The 21843-nt window shown below is 36.4% G+C and carries 12 protein-coding genes and 1 riboswitch; of the genes, 5 read left to right on the forward strand and 7 right to left on the reverse strand.

What is annotated here, in order from left to right; all coding sequences use genetic code 11:
- Window positions 1-14: 14 nt before the first annotated feature.
- The gene (locus JFU23_RS23715) at window positions 15-15047 is read right to left on the reverse strand and encodes a DUF11 domain-containing protein (RefSeq protein ID WP_201032816.1); all 15033 of its coding nucleotides are present in this window, start codon (window positions 15045-15047) and stop codon (window positions 15-17) included.
- Between the two features lie 122 nt (window positions 15048-15169).
- Here JFU23_RS23715 and JFU23_RS23720 point away from each other — a divergent pair, with 122 nt between their 5' ends.
- Window positions 15170-16030, forward strand: coding sequence for a GNAT family N-acetyltransferase (locus JFU23_RS23720; RefSeq protein ID WP_201032817.1), 861 nt, complete (start codon window positions 15170-15172; stop codon window positions 16028-16030).
- A gap of 42 nt (window positions 16031-16072) precedes the next feature.
- On the opposite strand, the gene JFU23_RS23725 is transcribed toward JFU23_RS23720, so the two are convergent.
- A complete protein-coding gene (locus tag JFU23_RS23725) occupies window positions 16073-16633 on the reverse strand; it encodes a cysteine hydrolase family protein (RefSeq protein WP_137056768.1) in 561 nt (186 codons plus the stop codon).
- 182 nt (window positions 16634-16815) lie between these two features.
- Between JFU23_RS23725 and JFU23_RS23730 the strand changes: the two genes are divergently transcribed.
- Complete coding sequence (locus tag JFU23_RS23730; RefSeq protein ID WP_001195213.1) at window positions 16816-17076, forward strand: DUF6123 family protein; 261 nt, start codon at window positions 16816-16818, stop codon at window positions 17074-17076.
- Window positions 17077-17078: 2 nt separating this feature from the next.
- On the opposite strand, the gene JFU23_RS23735 is transcribed toward JFU23_RS23730, so the two are convergent.
- The 3 genes from JFU23_RS23735 to JFU23_RS23745 all read right to left on the reverse strand — a co-directional run bounded on the left by JFU23_RS23735 (window position 17079) and on the right by JFU23_RS23745 (window position 19327).
- Complete coding sequence (locus JFU23_RS23735) at window positions 17079-17984, reverse strand: DMT family transporter (protein WP_201032818.1); 906 nt, start codon at window positions 17982-17984, stop codon at window positions 17079-17081.
- A 13-nt stretch (window positions 17985-17997) separates the two neighbouring features.
- Complete coding sequence (locus JFU23_RS23740) at window positions 17998-18384, reverse strand: reverse transcriptase-like protein (protein ID WP_000573873.1); 387 nt, start codon at window positions 18382-18384, stop codon at window positions 17998-18000.
- Between the two features lie 70 nt (window positions 18385-18454).
- On the reverse strand, window positions 18455-19327 hold the full coding sequence (locus JFU23_RS23745) for an aldose 1-epimerase family protein (protein ID WP_002189045.1): 873 nt from the start codon (window positions 19325-19327) through the stop codon (window positions 18455-18457).
- A 132-nt stretch (window positions 19328-19459) separates the two neighbouring features.
- A riboswitch (PreQ1 riboswitch) is annotated at window positions 19460-19504 on the forward strand.
- 6 nt (window positions 19505-19510) lie between these two features.
- Between JFU23_RS23745 and JFU23_RS23750 the strand changes: the two genes are divergently transcribed.
- The 3 genes from JFU23_RS23750 to JFU23_RS23760 all read left to right on the forward strand — a co-directional run bounded on the left by JFU23_RS23750 (window position 19511) and on the right by JFU23_RS23760 (window position 20996).
- Window positions 19511-19999 carry a QueT transporter family protein gene (locus JFU23_RS23750; protein ID WP_002011909.1) on the forward strand — a complete coding sequence of 163 codons (489 nt, stop codon included), beginning with the start codon at window positions 19511-19513 and terminating at the stop codon, window positions 19997-19999.
- A 148-nt stretch (window positions 20000-20147) separates the two neighbouring features.
- On the forward strand, window positions 20148-20807 hold the full coding sequence (locus tag JFU23_RS23755) for a ribonuclease H family protein (RefSeq protein ID WP_063217930.1): 660 nt from the start codon (window positions 20148-20150) through the stop codon (window positions 20805-20807).
- A 12-nt stretch (window positions 20808-20819) separates the two neighbouring features.
- Window positions 20820-20996: a zinc-finger domain-containing protein gene (locus JFU23_RS23760; RefSeq protein ID WP_002011906.1), complete on the forward strand. Its 177-nt coding sequence runs from the start codon at window positions 20820-20822 to the stop codon at window positions 20994-20996.
- 33 nt (window positions 20997-21029) lie between these two features.
- Here the strand turns inward: JFU23_RS23760 and JFU23_RS23765 are convergent, their stop codons facing one another.
- Both JFU23_RS23765 and cspB read right to left on the reverse strand, forming a co-directional pair.
- The gene (locus tag JFU23_RS23765) at window positions 21030-21278 is read right to left on the reverse strand and encodes a DUF2564 family protein (protein ID WP_002011905.1); all 249 of its coding nucleotides are present in this window, start codon (window positions 21276-21278) and stop codon (window positions 21030-21032) included.
- Between the two features lie 119 nt (window positions 21279-21397).
- The gene (gene cspB, locus JFU23_RS23770) at window positions 21398-21595 is read right to left on the reverse strand and encodes a cold shock-like protein CspB (protein WP_201032819.1); all 198 of its coding nucleotides are present in this window, start codon (window positions 21593-21595) and stop codon (window positions 21398-21400) included.
- Between the last annotated feature and the right edge of the window lie 248 nt (window positions 21596-21843).

The following is a 21843-nucleotide window of genomic DNA, read 5'->3' on the forward strand; positions in this document are numbered from 1 at the left end:
TTTTTCTTTTTTGATTAACGCCACCAAATCCAAGTCCAAAAGTAATTTCGTATATTTCGAGGAGTAATGCGTATGAAACGTTCACCGTCAAAGAAACAATTTAAATTTGGAAGTGTTTCATCTGGATTTTCTGGAATGAAGGTGACGATGTTTTCGTTACTTGTAATAGTTACTGTGATTGGTGGATCGGTAGGAGAGACTTGAAGTTGTAAAGAAACGTTTGCCGTGTTTTTAAATTCATTATTAATAGGTGGACTTATCACTTGTACTGTGAATAACACGATAATTGTTTCGTTCGGTTCCAAATTAGTAGCGACTAGGAAACCGATATTCGGATTCGCTAGTGGAGAGCGTTCCCCATTAATGAAGACCGTACCGTTCATAAATTGTAAACCTGCTGGAATGGTGTCTTGTAATGAAATATTTGAAAGTGAAATCTCGGAAGTATTCGTAATACGCACTGTATAATCAAAATATTGGTTTAAATAAGCAGAGCTGACGGAAGCATTTTTTATCACTGCTGCCGTTATAAATTGAACTGGTATACGAACAATATTCGAATTGACAATGAAAATAATAATTGGATCCTGTGGTGTCAATTGGAAAGCAGCTGTAACGGTTGCAGAATTGATAATAGCACTGTTTGAAGGAATAGAAGTTACGAGAACTTTAAATGTTATAGTTGCTACTCCATCTGCAGGTAAAGCACCGATATTAATACCAGTGTCTGGTCGAATATTTGGAACCGGAGTACCGTTAATTGTTACACTGTTTTCTATAAATGTTGTACCAGCTGGAATCATATCTAAAACGGAAGTACTTACTGTAGGAATTGGGGAATGATTAAATACCTCTAATGTGAATGTAATAATATCTCCTATAACGACAGAAGATTTGTCAGCGTTTTTCTCAATGCGCACCATTGGATCAACGATCGTTGTTGTAACGGTATTTGTTTGCTTTGTAATTGTAATAGGTGGTTCATTCGGATCAATGGTAACAGTATAGGAAACAGAAGCGTCGTTATTGATAGCAGTTTGAAGAGTCGAAGAAGATATTGTTACTTGGAACGTAATGACAACAGATTCATTAGGAGCAAGGTTTCCTAATGGAATACCATTTTCAGGATTCGCATTAGGCTGATTGATCCCGTTAATCGTAACACTGCCAGTAATGAAAATTGTATCTACTGGTACGGTGTCTATGGCAAGAAGGTCTTCAATCGTTACATTACCGCTATTAGTAATTGTAATTGTATACGTTAAAGTTTGACTAGGTAATGCATTCGTGGCATTAACAGATTTTATGGCAACGACATTATCATTTTGGACAGTTGTTGTGACAGTATTTGTTGTAGTCGTATTTGTAACAGGTAAGTTATTTGGGTTGACTATATAGTTAAAAGTAGTAATTGCTTTGTTGCTGAGTTCATTTGGTGTTGGAATAGAAGTCACAGTTACTTGGAAGGAAGCGATGGCATCTCCACCTACAATTATAGTACCAATTGGTATGCCGCTTACTGGATTAACTCCCGGAACAGTTTCTCCGTTTACAATGACACTATTTTCTATAAACGTAGTACCTTGAGGAATAATATCTTGAATGATTACATCATCTGCTGAAACATTACCAGTTTGATTTAGTGTAATCGTATACGTTAACGTATCACCGACCGTTGCAAATGCAAGGTCAACAGCTTTATTGCTATTTAAATTCGCGTGATGAATTTCTGTTACGGCAGCTGATGAAATAATAGTTTCGGTAATAGGTGGCCTATCTGGTACCGTGTATTCATATTCAATTGTACTCGTGTTAGAGATTGGATTTGTTTGCGGAATGGAAGTAACCCGGACTTGGAATAGAATAGTTGCTGTCGTATTAGGTGGAATGTTATCAATTGGTATACCGCTAAGTGGATTGTCATTTGGCCGAGCGTTGCCATTCACAATAACACTATTCTCTATAAAGCTCGTATTTGCTGGAATGATATCTGTAACAATAATGTTTTCCACTTGTATATTTCCGTTATTTATGATGGAAATTGTATAAGGGATAATAGTTTGTAGGTCAGCGTATTGGATTGGTGTTGTTTTTGTCGCAATTACATTAGCAGAAATAACTTCAGTGAAGGTAATATTACTAGTCGATATTTGTTCTTCCCCATTTATTGTATAACGAGAAGTTGATTGATTTTGAACATGGCCGCTAGCTGGAAGAGCTACGACGGTAGCAGAAAATGTGACTGGGATAGAAATATCAGGAGCAATCGTTCCTACAAGTATACCGGTACTTGGATTGGCGTTAAGCTGCGGAATGTTATTTACTAAAACGCTACCGTCTATAAAGGTTGTTCCATCAGGAATATTGTCTGTAAATACAACAGCAGTAGCATCCGTATTCCCTGTATTCGTTAAAGTTGTTGTATAAGTTAAAATGTCACCAATCGTTACAGAAGTTAAATCAACAGTTTTCAGTGAAATGATATCAGCGTCATTAATTTGAACGAAAGTAGTATTGGAAGTAGTAGATTTTTGAATTGGTGCAAAGTCAGGGTTGAAAATAAAGTCATAGACGATGTTTGCAGTATTAGGTGTTGGATTTACAGCAGATAAATTCGTAACGGAAACTTGGAATGTTATTGTTGTCGATTGACCTGACGCGATATTAGGAATGGAAAAGCCGATATTCGGATCTGCTGCAGGAATTATAGTATTGTTAACTATTACACTTCCAGGAATAAATACTGTTCCATCCTCGATAGTATCTGTAAAAAAGATGGAGTTAGTTGTAGTCGATCCGTTATTTTGGATTAATACTGTATATTCAATGGTTTCATCAATGTTAGCTAATACTTTATTAGCGGATTTTGTAGCGATAAGAATAGCATCAATAAATTGTATATTTGTAGTATTGGAAGAGGTCGTTTCTGAAATTGGTGGTGAGCTTGGATCCGGTTGATATTCATAGTGAATAACAGCGATATTATTAATATTATTTTGAGAAGGTATAGAGACTACATTTACTTGGAACGTAACAATAATCGTATTATTTGGAAGGATAATATCAAGGGTGATTCCGGTAATTGGATTTTCGTTAGGTCTTGGTATGCCATCTACAAGGATGCTATTTGGAACGAATGTGGTGCCAGCTGCAATTGCGTCAATTAGGAGAGTATTTGTAATAGGTACTGTACCAGCGTTTGTAACGGCGACTGTATATGTGATGATTTGACCGATGCGTGTAATGGATCTATTGGCGGATTTAATTGTACTAACATTTGCCGTCCGCACTTCCGTGTTTACTGCATTTGATAACGATCTACGCTGAATAATCGGAGAGCTAGGGTCAATTTGGTATTCGTACGAAGTGTCTGAAATATTAATGACTTTATTGCCGGACGGTATATTTGTAAGTTGTACTTGGAATGAAATAGTGACTGTTTCATTTGGTTGTATCGTGCTGAGAGTTACTCCGTTTTCAGGATTCGCGCCAGGCTGAATCACATTATTTATTGATAAGCTATCTTCAATGAATATAGTACCTTCTGGAATGTTATCAATAAACACGGTATTGTTAGCTGGAATGGTTCCTATATTTTGTAGTGTATTTGTGTAGGTAATAATTTGCCCAATTGATACGAAAGTTACATCCGCGCTTTTAACAGAAATAATATTTGCATTTTGAAGTGATGTTGTAACAATGTTAGAATTTGCAGAGCGATTCACCGGTGGAGCTGTAGGAATACTTACATATTGGTAATTTACAGAAGATTGATTTACAATTTCGGTTTCAGTAGGTGGATTGTTTGTTTGCACTTGAAATAGTATTGTTTTGGAACTGTTTGCTGGAATCGTTCCAATTGGTATTCCATTTTCTGGATTTTCACCTGGTTGCAGGACACCGTTAATTGTGACACTATCGGGAACGAATGTAGTCCCAGCTGGAATGGAATCTGTAAAAATAATATTTATTGCGTCAACATTGCCGATATTTTTCACTTCAGAAATATAAAGTATAGTTCCGCCAATATCTACAGTTATTGGATTGGACGTTTTTGTAATTGTCAATTGTGCTTGCACAAAATTTGTAATGACAATATTACTTGTAGATGTTTCAGTAATAGGCGGCTGGCTTGGATCTGGTTGAATTGTATATGTTGTATTGGATTGATTTGTAATAGAATCTTGCGAGAATGAATCGTTAATAAGAATTTGGAACGAAATAAGGTGAGTAGCGTTTGCTACTAGGTTAGGCAAAGTAACACCTATGTTTGGATTGGCACCAAGTATAGCTGTTCCGTTAAGTGTAAAACTATTTTCTACGAATGTAGTCCCTTCTGGAATAGTATCTGAAAATATGAGATTAGTAGCTGGAATATTTCCGGTATTTTCTAGTGTTATCGTATAAGTCAAAATATCACCTGTTGTTGCTTGTTGTGCATTGACTGCTTTTAAAGAAAGAACATTCGCATCCGAAATTTGTGTGAAAGCTGGATTAGACGTAATTGTTCGAGAGATGATAGGAGCAGTTGGATCGGCGATAAAAGTATAGTCAATACGGGCTATATTAGAAATTGGATTCACGCTTGGAATGGATTGAACGATAACTTGGAATGTGACGGTGACAATTTCTGACGGCGCAACGGAGTTTAATGGTATTCCTACGTTTGGATCGGCACCTGGAACTGAAACTCCATTAATGGTCACGCTATTCGGAATAAATGCAGTTCCTTCTGGGACCAAATCTGTTAAAGTAACTGTATTTGCAGTTGTATTGCCGTTATTTTGAACGCCTACTGTGTAAGTGATTGTACCTTCGGTAGATTGTACGAGAGAATCTGTATTTTTAATTACGGATAACGATGCATCAACGACAGCTGTATTAACCGTATTAGATGAGGATGTTGCTGTAACTGGAGGTTGACTTGGATCGACAATATACGTGTAACTTGTAATGGCTTGATTTATAATCGCCCCTTGCGGTGGAATAGAACTTGCAAGAAATTGGAACGTAATAGTAGCAGAATCACCTGGTGCGATAATACCAACTGGAATACCGAGAGTTGGACTGGCATCTGGAAGTGAAATCCCGTTTAGCGTAACACTATTTGGAACGAATAATGCTCCTTCAGGAACACCGTTAATGAGTAATACAGAATTTGCAGGGAAGTTTCCAGTATTCGTTAATGTTGCTGTATACGTAATTACATCTACGATAGATACAATTGAACGATTTGCTTCTAAAACAGTTGTAACAGTAGCGTTATTAATTTGTGTTGAAGCGCTATTAGAATTTATTGTGCTTGTAACAGGAGGAGCTGCCGGATCAACAATGAATGAGTATTGAATAGATGCAACGTTTGTAATTGGGTTTGAAGGTGGAGTAGTTGTAACTATGACTTGGAACGTAACAGCTAATGAACTGTCTGCGTTAACGGTTCCGATATTAACTCCATTATTTGGATTTGCCCCTGGAATGGTACTTCCATTTACAGTAAAACTATTTTCAACAAAAGTCGTTCCAGCTGGAATAATGTCTGAGAAATTTAAATTTGTAGCGTTTGTATTGCCGCTATTTTGAATCAAAACTGTATAAGTGATCGTGTCTCCGATATTTGCAAAGGCTGTATTAGCAGTTTTTACGGCCGAAAGTATTGCTGAATTAATAGAAGTAACGAAGACGTTCGTTTCCACATTGCCAGGCTGAGCCTGTAATGAATTGCCTACGTTATATTGGAAGTTAACAAATCCTAAGTTTTGGAGTTCAGGTGTGAACGTTGTTGGGTTGCTTACAATTTGAACTTGGAATACAATTGTTACGATTTGATTTGGAGTTATTGTATTTATGCCAACACCATCAATGATAGAAGCGGATGGTAATGGAGTTCCATCAACAATAACTGATCCTGCAACAAATTGTGTCCACGATGGTATAGGGTCTGAGAAAACAACATTGTTAGCGGGGATATTTCCTGTATTCGTAATAGTCGTTGTATACGTAATTGTATCACCAATAGTTGCAAATGCTTTATCTCCTATTTTAATAGTGTTTAAAATAGCACTTTCAATTTGTGTTGAAACGCTATTAGAAGTAATGTTTTTTGAAACTGGAGGATTAGCTGGATTAACGATATGTTGAAAACTAACGCTAGCTTGATTGGTAATTGGATTTATAGGCGGAATTTCATTGGCATTAATATGAAATGCTACGATGACAGATTCGTTTGGCGCGATATCACCAATTGGAACACCTGTAATTATATTTGCATTTGGGATGCTAATTCCGTTAAGTGTAAAACTATTCGGTTCAAAGGAAGTTCCAGCTGGAATAAGGTCGGTAAAAATAACATTCGTTGCACTAACATTGCCGCTATTTGTAATTGTAACGGAGTAGACGATATCTTGCCCGATATCTACCGTTTCCGCATTTGAATTTTTTTGTGCAGTAAGGATAGCACTATTAATTTGAGTTGTCGTTGTATTCGATTGATTGGAAGTTGTAATAGGTGACTGGCTAGGATCAACGACATAATGATATGTGGTAGAAGCAAAATTAGAAATTGGATTAAGTGTTGGAAGTGTAGTAACAGTTGCTTGGAATGTAACGATTGCCGTATTACCACCACTAATTGAACCAATATTTACACCAGTAGATAAATCAGCGTTTGGAATGGTTTGCCCATTAACTGTGAAACTGTTTGGAACGAAACTTAAATTGCTATCAAGAATATCGATAATCGTTACATCAGTTGCAGCCACATTCCCTGTATTAGGAAGGTTAAGTGTAAATGTTATTATATTACCAATATCCGCAAAAGTAAGATTCGCTGTTTTTGTACTAATAATAGTCGCGTTGTTTATTTGAAGAAGCGTAGTGTTAGAATTAGCTGTATTTGAAACAGGAGGATTATTTGGATCAACAGTAAACTCATACGTCGTTGATGCTGTATTCGGTGTGGGATTAAAAGGTGGGATGCTGTTAACCGTAACTTGAAAGACGATACTATATATTTCATTTGGCGGAAGTGCTGCAAGTAACACACCTGTATTCGGATTCGCGTCAGTTTGTAAAATGCCATCGACAGTTAATGTGTTAGGAACAAACGTGATTCCACTTGGTAATACATCTGTGAATACAATGTTAGCTGCATCCGTATTGCCTACATTCGCAATAGAAGTAGTGTAAAAAGCAGTTTGCCCGATATCTGCATAGGATACACTTTCGTTTTTCGTCATAGATAATATGGCTTCTCTAATTAGCGTTGAAACAGGGTTACTAATCGAAGTTTCTGCCTCAGGTGGTGAGACCAATTGATACGATGTCGATGAGAAATTTACAATTGGGTTTTCGGTTGGTAATGACGTCACGGTCACTTGGAATGAAACATTTACTGTAGTCCCAGCTGTTATAGGTCCAATATTTACACCGTTCGTTGGATCCGCACCACTTTGAGGAATTCCATTAATAGAAAATGTGTTTGCAATAAATGTAGTTCCGCTCGGCATTGTATCTGTGAAAATAACATTTTGTGCGGATGAGTTTCCGTTGTTTGTTAAAGCGACAGTATAGGTGAGGGTGTCTCCAATACGACTAAAGGACTTATCGACTTGTTTTAATGAAAGAATGGTAGCTGTATTAATTGTAGTAAACGTTGTATTTGAAGTAACATTTCTTGAAACAATCGGTGCATTTGGATCAGCGATGAATGTGTACGAAGCAGTAGCGGAATTTGCAATAGGATTTTGAACTGGTGTAGAAGTAGCGGTCACTTGAAATGCTATAGATATTGAGCTGTTAGGAGCAATTGATCCAATCGTTATACCTGTATTAGGATTAAGACCAATTTGTGTGGTGCCATTTATTGTAACGCTATCAGTAATAAACGTTGTACCATCTGGTATGAGATCAGTAAAGGTGATATTTGTCGCATTTGTATTACCGTTATTCGTTAAAATTGTCGTATAGGTTATGGTATCACCTAGCGTTACGAGCGTTTGATCGACCGATTTTACCATCGTTATCATAGCATCTAGTACAGGGTTTGTAACAATATTCGTTGAAGTAGAAGTTGTCGCAGGAGTTCCGTTTGGATCAATAGTATAAGAGTATAAAATTGTGTCATTACCCATAATTGAACTTGAAGGGGGAACAGAAATAACATTTACTTGGAAAGTAACAGTTACTGTTTCGCCAGGGGCGATATTTGGTATATTTACTCCAAGTGCTGGTTGCGCACCGGGCTGCTGGATGCCATTTATTGTGACCGAATCTGGTACAAAAGTAGTACTAGGAGGAATCGCGCTTGTAAAAGTTATATTTGTAGCGGGTGTATTTCCTGTATTCGTAATAGTCGTTGTATACGTAAGTGTATCACCGACGGAAATAATAGATTTATCAACACTTTTTTGGGTTGTTAATATCGCACTGTTAATAGTTGTCGAAACCGCATTAGATACATTCGTTTGTGATACGGCAGGTTGACTAGGATCGACCACATGTGCAAATTGTACAGAACTAAAATTAGAAATTGGATTTATACTTGGAATGTTTGTAACAAGTACGTTGAGAGTAATAACGGCCGTTCCACCTGGATTTATATTTTCAATCTGTATCCCGCTAGCTGGATTTCCAATTTGCTGTGTACCAGAATCGCTTGTAAGAGTCCCGGAAATAAATGTCGTTCCATCAGGCAAAATATCCGTGAAAATTATATTTTGTGAAGTGACATTTCCAGGGTTATTTAATGTAATTGTATAAGAGATTGTATCCCCGATTGTTGCGAAAGTTTTATCTACAGATTTAACAAGTGCAATTTCCCCGGAATTTATTTGTGTCGAAACAGAATTGGATGTTGTACTTCGTGAAACGAGTGGTAAATTAGGTCCTGTCATAAATTGGTAATCGATGGAAGCACCGTTTACAACCGGTGAGTTTGGTCCCCCAGGCCCAATTGTGAAAATTGGATTTGGAATACTAACTACTTGCACGCGGAAGGTGACGTTTATAAAATCTCCTGCAATAATATCTCCAATTGGTATCCCATTCGCTGGATTTACTCCAGGTAATAAAACGCCACCTACTCGAACGCTATCTTCTATAAAGACTGTATTATTCGGAATTGGATCTGTAAAAATGATATTAGTAGCAGTCGTGTTCCCTATATTTTCTAATAAAACAGTATACGTTAAAAATGAATTTCCAGGTGCTACGTCAGAAAATATTCGATCCACACTTTTCGTTGCTTGAATAATCGCTTCGTTAATTTGAACTAAAGTTGGATTACTTGTAGCTGTTTCTGTCACTGGCGGCTGGGTAGGATCAACAATGATAGAGTATGTTGTGCTAGATTGGTTCAATGTTGGATTTATAGCTGGAATTGAGCCAACGATAGCTTGAAAGCTAATTGTTGTCGTTCCTCCAACTGGAATTGGGTCTAAAGGAATCCCGCTATCTGGCCTAAATCCAAGTTGTGGGATGGTATTAATTTGTACGCTATCAGGCACGAATGAAAGTTCAGGTGGTAATATATCGATAAAAATAGGTGTGTTTGCGGTAGTATTTCCGCTATTAGTGAGAGTAGTTGTATACGTAAGTGTATCTCCGACAGCAGCAAATGCACTGCTTGCAGTTTTTGTTGCGATAACGGAAGCCGTATTTACTTGTGTAAAGGTTTTATTAGATTGAACTGTTCGTGAAACAGGTGGTTCATTTATATCAACAATAAAACTATATTGAAGCGATGATTTGTTCGGAATTGGATTAGGGTTTGGAAGCGTTGTAATGTTTACTTGAAAACTGAGTGTAATCGATGCATTTGAATTCAAGTTACCAATATTGATACCGTTTTGTGGATTTGCATTCGGGACGGTTACACCGTTTATTTTAAAGCTATTTGGGACAAAGGCAGTACCGTTTGGAATTGTATCTGTAAAAACAATGTTGTTCGCAGTAGTGTTTCCTGTGTTTGTAACAGATGAAGTGAATGTAATCGTATCACCAATCGTAGCGAAAGTTGTACTCGCATTTTTATTTAAAACTAGAGTAGCGTCAATAATAGGGGTAGCAGTCGTGTTTGTTACAGTGCTTCCAACAGCAGGTGTTTGGTTTGGATTCACTGTATATTCATAATTTACAAGGGCGTTATTCGTTAAAGTACCGCTAGGAGGAATCTCAAGAATTTTTACTTGGAATGTAATAAAAGTAGTTCCTCCTGGTGAAATATCGTCTAAATGAATACCTAATGAAGGGTCTAATCCAGGTTGTGAAACGTTATTTATCGTAACGGAATTTGGGACGAAGGATGCACCTGGTCCAAGTCCATCCGTTAAAACAGTTGCACTAGCAGGGATGTTTCCTGTATTTGTTACTGCAATCGTATAGGTAACGATGTCTCCAATTGCAGCTGTTGGTGTATTCACTGACTTAGTAGCAACAATTGTAGCGTTATTAATTTGAGTTGTTATTAGATTACTTAGCGCACTGGCGGATGCTGGAGGTAAGTTAGGATTTACGACATATTGGTACGCTGTATTACTTTGATTCGGGATTGGATTCGGATTCGGGATAGAATTTACTTGAACTTGGAACGAAATTATCGTATTTGCATTCGGATTGATTGGATCAATTGCAATTCCGTTTGCTGGATTTACATTAGGGAGTGTATTGCCATTTACTGTTACACTATTAGGAATAAACGATGTCCCATTTGGAATTACATCTGTAAATATTACATTTGATGCAAGGATGTTCCCACTATTCGTTAAAGTAGTCGTGTACGTAATAATATCATTTACGTTAGCAAACTGTTTATCTGCAGATTTTGTAGCGGCAATTGAGGCGTTATTAATAGTTGTCTGTACAGTGTTAGAGGCCACCATCTGCATTACGGTTGGTTTGGATGGATCGTACGTGTATTGGAATGTAGTGCTTGATTGATTTGTAATCGGATTTACCGCAGGGATATTTGGTACAAAAACCTGGAATGAAACGGTACGTGATGAATTCGCCCCGATCGTACCGATCAAAATACCGTTAGCAGGATTTGCATTTGCTATAGGGACATTGTTAATCGTTACAGTATTAGGAATGAAGAGGGTACCCGCTGGAATGATATCTGTAAACGTTACATTAGAAGCAGGGATATTCCCGTTATTTGTTAAAATAGTCGCATATAATATGACATCACCAACATCAGCGAAATTTGTGCTTGTTAGTTTTGTAGCAACAATATTAGCAGTATTAATTTGTGTAGTTACTATATTGCTAGCAGCGTTTCTAATAACAGCAGGTAAACTCGGATCGGCGATAAAGCTATATTGAAGTGCAGCGCTATTTTGAATTGGATTTGGTAAAGGTAGCCCATTTGCACTTATTTGAAAAACAATCGTTGTAAAACCACCAGTAGGAATGGAGCCGACTTGAAGGCCGTTACTTGGGTCTGCACCTAGCTGTAAAGCGCCACCTATAAAAATACTATTTGGTACGATAGTGGTGCCGGAAGGGATTATATCGGTAACAACAACATTGTTTGCTGTAGTATTGCCAAGGTTAGCTAAGGAAATTGTATATGTGATTGGTTGCCCGACATCGGCAATAGTTAAATCTACCTCTTTGACAATAACTACATTTGCTAAATTAATTTGTGTACTTACAGTATTACTTAAAGATGTTTCTATAATTGGTGGATCACCTGGATTTAAAACGAAACTATACTGTGTACTCGATGAATTAGTTGTTGGATTTTGGGCTGGTAAAGCAGTGACAGTTACTTGATAAGAAACGGTAATTAATCCGCTAGCAGGAATAGAAGGTAACAGGACACCGATATTTGGATCTGCATTGTTTTGCAAAACGCCATTAATAAGAAAAGTATTTGGAATAAAGGTAGTACCATCTGGATTTATATCTATGAAAGTAGGATTATCAGCAGAAACGCTTCCTGTATTAGTTAAAGAAACGGTATAAGTTAATATATCTCCAACAGTAGCGAACACTCGATCCACTGTTTTTGCCGAAATTACATTTGCATCATTAACTTGGATAAATGTAGTGTTTGTAGTTGTGTTTGTACTTACAGGAGAAGCGTTTGGATCAACGATAAAGTTATAGGAGATGGAAGCGCTATTCAAAATAGGATTAGGATTTGGAATACTAGTTATTAATATTTGGAATGAAGCTGTAATTGTAGTATTAGCATTGATGCTACCAATATTGATGCTAGCTGGTGTTGCGCCCGGTTGAGTAACACCGTTAACTATAACACTGTTCGGTACAAAGGAAGTGCCATTCGCAATGGAATCGGATAGTAATACATTGTTCGCCGCAACATTTCCATCGTTTGTAAGAGCAAAGGTGTAAGTTAATACATCTCCAACTTCCGCAAACGTTTGACTTACAGATTTACTAGCATGAAGATTTGCTAGTCTAATTGTTGATGTAACAGAATTAGAATTTGCTGTTTTTGAAGTTGGTGGCAGGCTTGGATTTACAGTGTAAATATAAGAGGAAAAAGCGTTATTAATGATAGGGTTTTGTGCAGTAATGTTAATGACTGTAACTTGGAAGGATAAGGTGAAAGTAGCTCCGCTAGGAATTGTGCCGATAGGTAAGGCAACGAGAGAATCTACATTTTGCAAAACGCCGTTGAGCGTTACAGAACCTAATGTTAAGATTGTTCCATTTGGAAGTGGATCTGTTAGTTGAACATTATTAGCGGCCGTATTTCCACTGTTTGTAATAAGGATTGTATAACTTATAGTTTCGCCAATTGTGGCAAATTGTTTATTTGTAGATTTTGTTAATGTTAAATTCGCATTGTTAATTTGAGTGGAAGCGAGATTAGAAGAAATGTTTTTCGTAACGGGTGATTGGCTAGGATTGACGGTGTACTGATAAGAAGCGCTTGATCCATTAGATACGACATTTGACGCGGGTATTGTGCTTACTACTACTTGAAATGAAACGTTTTTAGTCGTACCAGTTGGGATGGATCCTATGTTCACACCGTTAGCCGGATTTGCTCCAACTTGTGTCATACCATCTATTGTTAAACTGTTTAGGACAAAAGTTGTTCCTGTAGGAATGACATCTGTAAAAATAACATTGTTCGCATTCGTATTACCTGTTCCTGTAAAGGCAACAGTGTAAGTCAGTGTATCGCCAATATCTGCATAGTTTTTATCTACTGCTTTTGTCATTGTTACAGTAGCATTATTCACTTGAGTGGAGACAATATTTGTCGTATCAGTTCCACTTACTGCCGGCTGATTTGGTACAGGAATGTATTGATATGTTGTTGTACCACTATTTAATATTGGATTTGTTTGGGGGATAGAAGGAACGAATACTTGAAAGGAAATAGTAGTAGTAGAATTTGCAGCAATAGATCCAATTGATATACCATTAGCGGGATTTGCTCCAGCTTGAGTAACTCCGTTAACAGTTACACTCCCTGGAATGAAAGTAGTCCCGCTAGGAATCGGATCTGTATATATAACATTAGTTGCAGCGATATTTCCTATATTAGCTAAGGCAATACTGTAAGTTAATGTTTCACCAATATCGGTAAAAAGTTTGTTAACTGATTTTGTGCCATTAATATCTGCGAGGTTAATTTGTGTTCCTGCAGAGTTACTTGTTGCAAGACCGTTAAAAGTCGTTCCTCCGGCAATCGGTGTATATTGAAATGTAATATTCGCAGTGTTAGAGATAGGATTTTGACTTGGAAGAGAAACGACAGTCGCTTGGAAAGCTACTGTACGAGAAGAGCCATTATTAATTGTCCCCAGAGATATACCGGCGACCGGATTTGCGTTTGTTTGTGGTACGTTATCTATCGTTACGCTTCCAGGTATAAAGGAAGTACCGTTAGGGAGAACATCTGTAAAAGTAACGTTATTTGCAGGAAGAAGCCCGGTGTTAGGAACAGTAACTGTATAGGTTAGAATATCTCCAATTGTAGCGACACTTTTATTCACGCTTTTAGTTGCTTGTATATTAGGTGAGTTTATATTGATTTGTAAACCGACTGTATTTAACATATATGCATCCCCGTTAGTAGTTAAACGAATTGAGGCAGATACTTGGGAATTTGTTAAATAAGGAGAAATATCAATGGAAGTAATGTCCCATCCTTGTCTTCCAGCGGAGATATTTGTACTTGTAGAGGCACTCTGATTTCGCGTTCCAAATGTCCCTGTTGTATCTAAGTTTCCTGCGGCATTATTAATTTGAGAACCGAAGAAATTATTTATAGCATTGTTTGGTCCAGATAAAGCATTTAATGAACTGAAATTTGGTCCAAATAAAGCTTGATCCCCGGTTAAATCAGCATCTCCTTCTGTAGAACTTAAAAATAATCTCCCGCTTACAGGTCCTCCTGAAGGTGTTAAAAATCCTGAAACAGATACATCGGCACTACCAGTTTCTGCAGAAACACGGTTACCAGCTACATAAATTGTTAAGTTTCTTGCAGGTAATGTCCCGTTTTGGTAAGCGACGATAAGCGTCCATCCAGCCGAATTAATTGTTCCATTAGAAGCATCTATGGGATCTACAAGTCCAGGGACAGCTCCCGTAGTATAAGAACCAGAACCTCCAGCTTGAATAAGAGTTGTTACGTCTGCTGATCGTGTATAAAATCCAAATGTGACAGATCCAGAAACGAATGTTTGATTTGAAGCTGTAACAGCTGAAGGGGTAATTGAGTATGTTGACACAGGTGTTGTAAAAGAAACGGGGTTTCCTAATACACTCGTAATGTTTTGATCACGAGATAAGTAGTTTCCGCCCCAAACGAGTTCTGCGTAAAGAATAGTACTGCCAGCAGGGATATTCAAAATAGCGGTAGAACTATTTTGTGTATAGTTTAACGTTGTACCAGCAGGAAAAGTAGTTACTTGTAAAGCGGTATTCGTAGTTACGAATGCACCAATTGCCCCGATTGTACCAGCACGGTTTTGATTACTAATTTTACTTAAGCCTAAAGTGTTTCCTGTAATAGCGAGTGCACCGTTAGTGGTGGTAGAAAATCGATTCGTAATGGGCATGTTGTCACCTCATTTATATTATAGTCTTGGTCAAAATAGGATATGTGTGTGGCAAATAAAGGGAAACATGTACAAGTTGATTTAGTAAGAATGATTTAAATGTCTATATAAGGAGATGGGGAATGATTGAATTGGAAATTAGAGTGGAGCGTCTTAGAAAAGAAAAAATAGGGGATATTGTTGCATTATCTTCTTATATTGGGTGGGATTATAATACAGAAGAAATTGAGACGATTTTCAACTCAGGTATTGTATACGGTGTGTGGAATGAGAGAAAGGAGCTTATTGCTAGTGCGGCAATTATATTATACGGAGAGGCGCTAGCGTCTGTTGGAATGGTAATTGTACATCCGGATTATAAGGGGAGAGGGATTGGAAAGATAATAACGGATTCATGCGTTAAAAGCGTATTAACTCAAACTCCCATTATGCTTATTGCTACGGACGAGGGAAAAGTCTTATATGAAAAGCTAGGATTCAGGGCTGTTAGTTATGTTTCTAAATACATATGTAACTCGTACAATGCGAATTACCATTGTGTAGGAAATGAAGAGTATATTGTGAATTATGAAGAACGTGATTTAGAAGAAATAATACAAATAGATAAAGATGCATTTGGAACAAATAGAGAAGAGTTTTTAAAGTATCGAATGATACAAAGTGAACAATGTATTGTTACAAAGGATGCACAACAAAATGTATTAGGTTACGGTTTAAGTATACAAACGCCAGAAAATAAAATAATAGGACCAGTCGTTGCTAAAAATGATGCGATGGCAATGAGAATGGTACATTATTTAGCAAGAGAGCATCATGGTAAATTAAGAATTGATGTACCAGAAGGAAAGAAAGGTTTCATGAAAGAATTAGAGATTACTGGTTTTCAAAAGGTTAATACCCCACCAATTATGATAAAAAATAGTGATCAATTTTTGAAAAGAAATGGAGAACTATACAGTATTGCAGCGCAAATTTTTGGATAAAAAAGAATCCTTTTGTGAAAAGGATTCTTTTTTATAGCCAAATTAATCGCGATATTGATCATGAATAGGTTGAAAAAGGTCTTCCTCGACATCTCTCACCATAGAAAAATGATCAACATTATAATGACCGTGTAGAGTTTTATTATGATGACCAATAATTTGCTCTGCAGACAATACGTCAGAATCAGTTGTGGAATGACCATTTTTAATTAATGTAACGTCAAATCCTTGTACAGTAGCTGTTCTAACTGCGGTGTCAATGCAATGTTCTGTTTTACATCCACCTATAACAATATGATTAATTTTTTCTTCTTTTAAAAGTTCAAGTAAAGAAGTGCCATAGAATGAGTTTGTTGCTGCTTTATTAATAAGGATTGCAGACTGAGGTACTTTAATTTGATTATGTACTTCAAATCCTTCTCCGCTACCAGAAGCAACATCGATATCTCTTACGAAAACAGTAAGGGCATTTGCATCTATTGCTTTCTGTACGGCTGTATTTAGTGTAGATAATAGCTCGTTTTTACGAAAAACTTCATTTTCTTGTTCATTTCCATCCATTAATTCTTGCTGAGCATCGATAATTAATAGTGCTTGTTTCATTCGATATCCCCTTTAATATAAAATAAATTCCACTTTACATATTCTTTTATATTGTAAGGAACTCCTCTTTTTTCTAAGAAGTAGACGATAGATTTACAAAGTTGTCAAATAAATTTCATTCTCATAGAGTATAAAAACATGTATGATAAGAAGTGGAGAATTTTTGAGTAGGTGGGAATATCATGCAAACAGTAGAAGATTATCTTTCATTCTTACATACGAAAGGATTTAAATTATCAGAGGAAGCACAAGGATTTATTATGTTCGGACAAGGATATACTGGTGCATCTGATGGGATTGTGAACGTAGCAATAGAAGCGACGATTAAACATCAATTACAGTTTGATGGCAGTTATTTTGTTGCGTTATTAGAACGCTTGAAAGAAGAAGAAATTACAGATAAAAAAAGCGCTAAGGCTTTTATGCGGAAGTTACAAGCGTAACTTCACGCAGCCTGCGCTTCTTTTTTTGTTTTGGAAGGTAATTCAACAAAAACCATACCTAGGAAAATACATAGACATCCAATAATAGCAGAAATAGAAAGCTGTTCATTTGCAACTAGAACGCCTGTTAATGCAGCAAAAACGGGCTCCATTGCGAAAATAATTGCTACTCTTGTTGGAGAAGTATGTTTTTGTGCCGATGTTTGAATGAAAAAAGCAATGGATGTCGCAAATAGGGAAGTTAGAAATAGAGCGAATAAAAAGGATTGATTCGTCCATAGTGAAACTGAAAATAATTTTTCCCAATCTTCAAACAAAAAAGCGCAAATAGAAGAAAATATACCGACAGCTAATACTTGAGAGGTGCTTAGTAATAAAGGTGATATTTTCTTAGAAAAGAAACCGTTAACAAGAATATGGGCAGCAAAAGCAACTGCACAACCGAGAACGAGTATATCTCCAATGTTTAATTGAAAAGAATCACCAGCCGTTAATAAGTATAAACCTGCTGTTGCTACAGCAATGCCAAGTACGATGAAAATGGTAGCCCGCTGTTTTAAAAAGATAAAAGATAGGATTGGAACCATCACGATGCTAAGTCCAGTTAAGAAACCAGCTTTTGAAGAAGTTGTATAAAGTAAGCCGAATGTTTGTAATAAATAGCCAACACATAAAAAGAATCCAACAATCAATCCAGCGAGACTACTCTGTTTTATATCTTGTTTTGAAGCTTTTTTTGAGAAAATCATTTGAACGAATAATAAAATAATTCCAGCGAATAAAAAGCGAATCCCATTAAAAGTAAATGGACCAACGAAAGACATAGCATTTTGGACGACAACAAACGTAGCTCCCCAAATAAAAGAGACAAATAATAAAGCAAGAGGAGCAATCCAATCCTTTTTCACACTCATACCCCCGTTAATTTTGTAAGATAGCTTTCCTAGCCAATTCATCAGCAACTTTATTTTGACTACTTGGAATCCACTTAATAAAAAAGAGATCGAAACTTTTTATGTACTGCAATGCTTCCTCTAATAGTGGTGCAAACATTTTATTTTTTGCGTATTCTTTTTCAACAGCTCGCTCGACAAGTTGTGAATCTGTACGAAAAGAGACAATGTTATAATTATGCTCCGTGCAATATTTTAATGCCGCAAGTAAGGCGTGGTATTCTGCTTCATGATTGGACATTGTCCCAAGGGGCAATGATAATTGTACAGCTGGTTGCACCCCTTTAATAAACACTCCTGCACCAGAAGGACCAGGATTTCCTTTTGATGCACCATCAATATATACTTCAATCAAAATGAGAAACCTCCAAATTATAAGATGATCCCCTACTTATATGTTTCTTTGAAGTAGGGGATAGAGTAACTTAGCCGATTGTAATACTATAACGACATGTAAATGTTTCATTCGTTTGTAAAGATTGAATTCCTTTTTTTTCCTTGAAATCTTTTGCCGGATTTACTTCATCAGCAATCCCGTACCAAGGTTCAATACATAAGAAAGGTGCGTTCTCGCCTGGTGTCCATACACCGACAAATGGGAATCCGTCAAATTCTATTTTTACAAATTTATTATGTTTATGAGAACGAATAGAGATTTCATCCGTATTCATATTTTCAAAAATAAGTGCATCATTTTTGAATAAATCGTATGTAAGTGGTAATTCATTCGTATTTTCAGCGATTAATTGCTTTTTACTTGAAAGATAAGGTCCTTCTAATACGCTTGTTTCTAAGCGTTCAGAACCATTAAATGATAAATGATAATCTGTAAATGATTCGCCCTCTAATAAGGGGAAGTTGAAACCAGGATGTGCTCCGATTGAGAAGAACATCTCTTTTGAAGTAGGGTTATTTACTTCATATGTTACATGAACGATTTGTCCATCTAGCTCATAAGAAACGAGTAATTCGAATTCGTATGGGTATTTTTTTAATGTTTCTTCATTACTAGTAACAATATAAGTAATATTCGTTTCACTTTGTTCTTTTACAGAGAATGTAAGATCACGAGCAAAGCCGTGTTGTGTTAAAGAATACGGTTTACCATCTACGTAGTATGTATTATCTACTAATCGGCCGACAATTGGGAATAAAATTGGTGCGCGGCGCCCCCAATAAGTAGAATCGCCTTGCCATAAGTATTCAGTGTTATCTTCTTTTAAGCGAACGCTTTGTAATTCTGCACCTTTGTCAGAAATGGAAACGATCACTTTTTCATTTTGAATTGTTGCTGTCATGAAGTGAAACCTCCTAAAACTTTCATATGTTTTATTATACGTTGTCCAAAAGAAAAAAGGTAGTTAATGATAGGAATCTATTGACGAGAGAGTGTCTATTGCGTAGAATATATTCTTGTTGCTTAAAAAACGAATAACGTGGTTCGAAACCATCCCACGTAAAAAAACTAAGGAGATTTTGTCATGAATATAAGGACATTAGTCGGTAATGGTATTTTAGCGGCATTATATATTGCTGTTTCTATGCTTATTCAGCCATTTGGCTTTACCAGTGTACAGTTTCGTATTTCAGAGATGTTTAATCATCTCGTTGTATTCAATAAGAAAGCAATTTACGGGATTGTATTAGGTGTATTTTTAACGAATCTCTTTTTCTCACCTATGATCGCTTATGATTTAGTATTTGGAGTAGGGCAATCCATTCTTGCATTACTTGCAACTATTATTTCTATGCGCTTCATTAAAGGTGTTTGGGCTCGTATGATTTTTAATACAGTTATTTTTACAGTCACAATGTTTATGATTGCAATTGAACTTCATCTTGCGTTTGATCTGCCATTTTTATTGACATGGCTAACTTGTGCAGTTGGTGAATTTGTTGTAATGGCAATTGGTATGCCTGTAATGTACTGGATTAATAAGCGAGTGCAATTTGAAAGATTTATGCAATAGATGAAAGAGCTATTCCTATAGGGATAGCTCTTTTTGTATGTAATCACATTGAATATAATGCTGTGACTCTTGATACAATATAATAAAATAAAGTGAGGCTTTCATTAGCTGGCTACATATAAGAAGTCTTATAAAAGGGGAATCTAGTATGAAATATAAAATTCATTGGTTGTATAAAACGAAGCGCGGTTTGCAGACGGAATTAACGACAGATTATATGAACATAGAAGATGTACTGCAATTTGCAGAGGATTTTGAGAAAACAGGAAGAGTGAAAGAACTATCATTTTATGATGAAATGGATGCAGAATGGTCATTAAAGGAAATGAAAAAGCTGAGTAAGCAAGTGGAGGAAGATCCGCAAGAAATTCAAGTTTATTTTGATGGTGGTTATGATGTACAGACGAAAGAAGCTGGGGTTGGTATATGTGTATACTATAAAAAAGGAAATACAAATTACCGAATTCGTCGCAATGCATACATAGAAGGCATATATGATAATAACGAAGCGGAGTATGCAGCATTATTATACGGGATGAATACACTCGAGGAATTAGGAATTAAATATGAAGCAGTTACACTTCGTGGAGATTCTCAAGTTGTACTGCAGCAATTAGCTGGTGAATGGCCTTGCTATGATGAACATTTAAATCATTACTTAGATCAAATTGAACAAAAAGCGAAGCAAATGAAATTAAAGCTTATTTGTGAACCGATATCTAGAAAACAAAATAAAGAGGCACATCAATTAGCAGCGCAAGCATTGGAAGGGACGACAATTGATAGTCATAAAGAAATAACCGAATAGAGAGGTGCACACGTGAAGAAGAAGCAACTCATTACAGAGGTAAATGACTTATTAGAAACGTATTGCGGAGGGTGTTTCCTGCAGGAACATAATCGGAAAAATCATAGTAAATACTATGCCCATTCTTTTTGTATACGGCAATGTACGGTTGGAGAGAAGTTGAAAAAGTATGGGGAGCAATTGTCATAAAAAAACATCCAGAGAATTTTCTCTGGATGTTTTTTAGTGCTTCGCTTCATGTAATTGATGCTCGCATTTACTTAATTTTTTTTCTTCATTCATTAGAAATGGCTCATCTAAATCCGTTGCAACGGATTTCATGATTTCAAGCTGAGAACGAGCCGATTCTACTGCAGTAGTGGCATGCTCTAATGTGTCTGGATCCATTGAAATTGTTGCAGAACCTACCATTTTTTGTGCAGTTTCTACACGGAATTTTACTTCTTCAAAATCATTTACATGTGACCCCATTGTTATTGCCTCCTTTGTATTTTGCGCATTCCACATAGTTTTTGCTCTGTAAAACGGAAATATACACAGGAATAACAAAGGAGGTTACCAAGTAAGGTAACCTCCTGTCATATGTGGGATTAAAGTTTTGCTACGTTAGCAGCTTGAGGTCCATGGTTTCCTTCAGTAATGTCGAAAGATACTTCTTGACCTTCCTCTAAAGCTTTGTAGCCGTCGCTTTGAATAGCAGAGAAATGTACGAATACATCTTCAGAGCCTTCCATTTCGATAAATCCAAAACCTTTTTCATTGTTAAACCATTTTACTTTTCCTTGCATGTCACAATTCCTCCTAAAAACGATTCCTTTTTTCATTTAGTGAAATTCATCAAAAAATAATATAAATAAAAAATGCTATATTCTCGAATATTCTGCCAAATGATTAATTTAAATATACATGAATTGGTAGAATTTAGTCAAGTAAGCGTTTTTAAAATTTTGTATTTTGAATTAATTTTTTTTCGAATTTTTAAAAAGGTATAGGACAAGCCGAGTATGTAATATTCTTAAGTGAATGCTGTACATAA

Source organism: Bacillus sp. TH50, from assembly GCF_016650565.1.
Classification (GTDB): Bacteria; Bacillota; Bacilli; order Bacillales; family Bacillaceae_G; genus Bacillus_A; species Bacillus_A mycoides.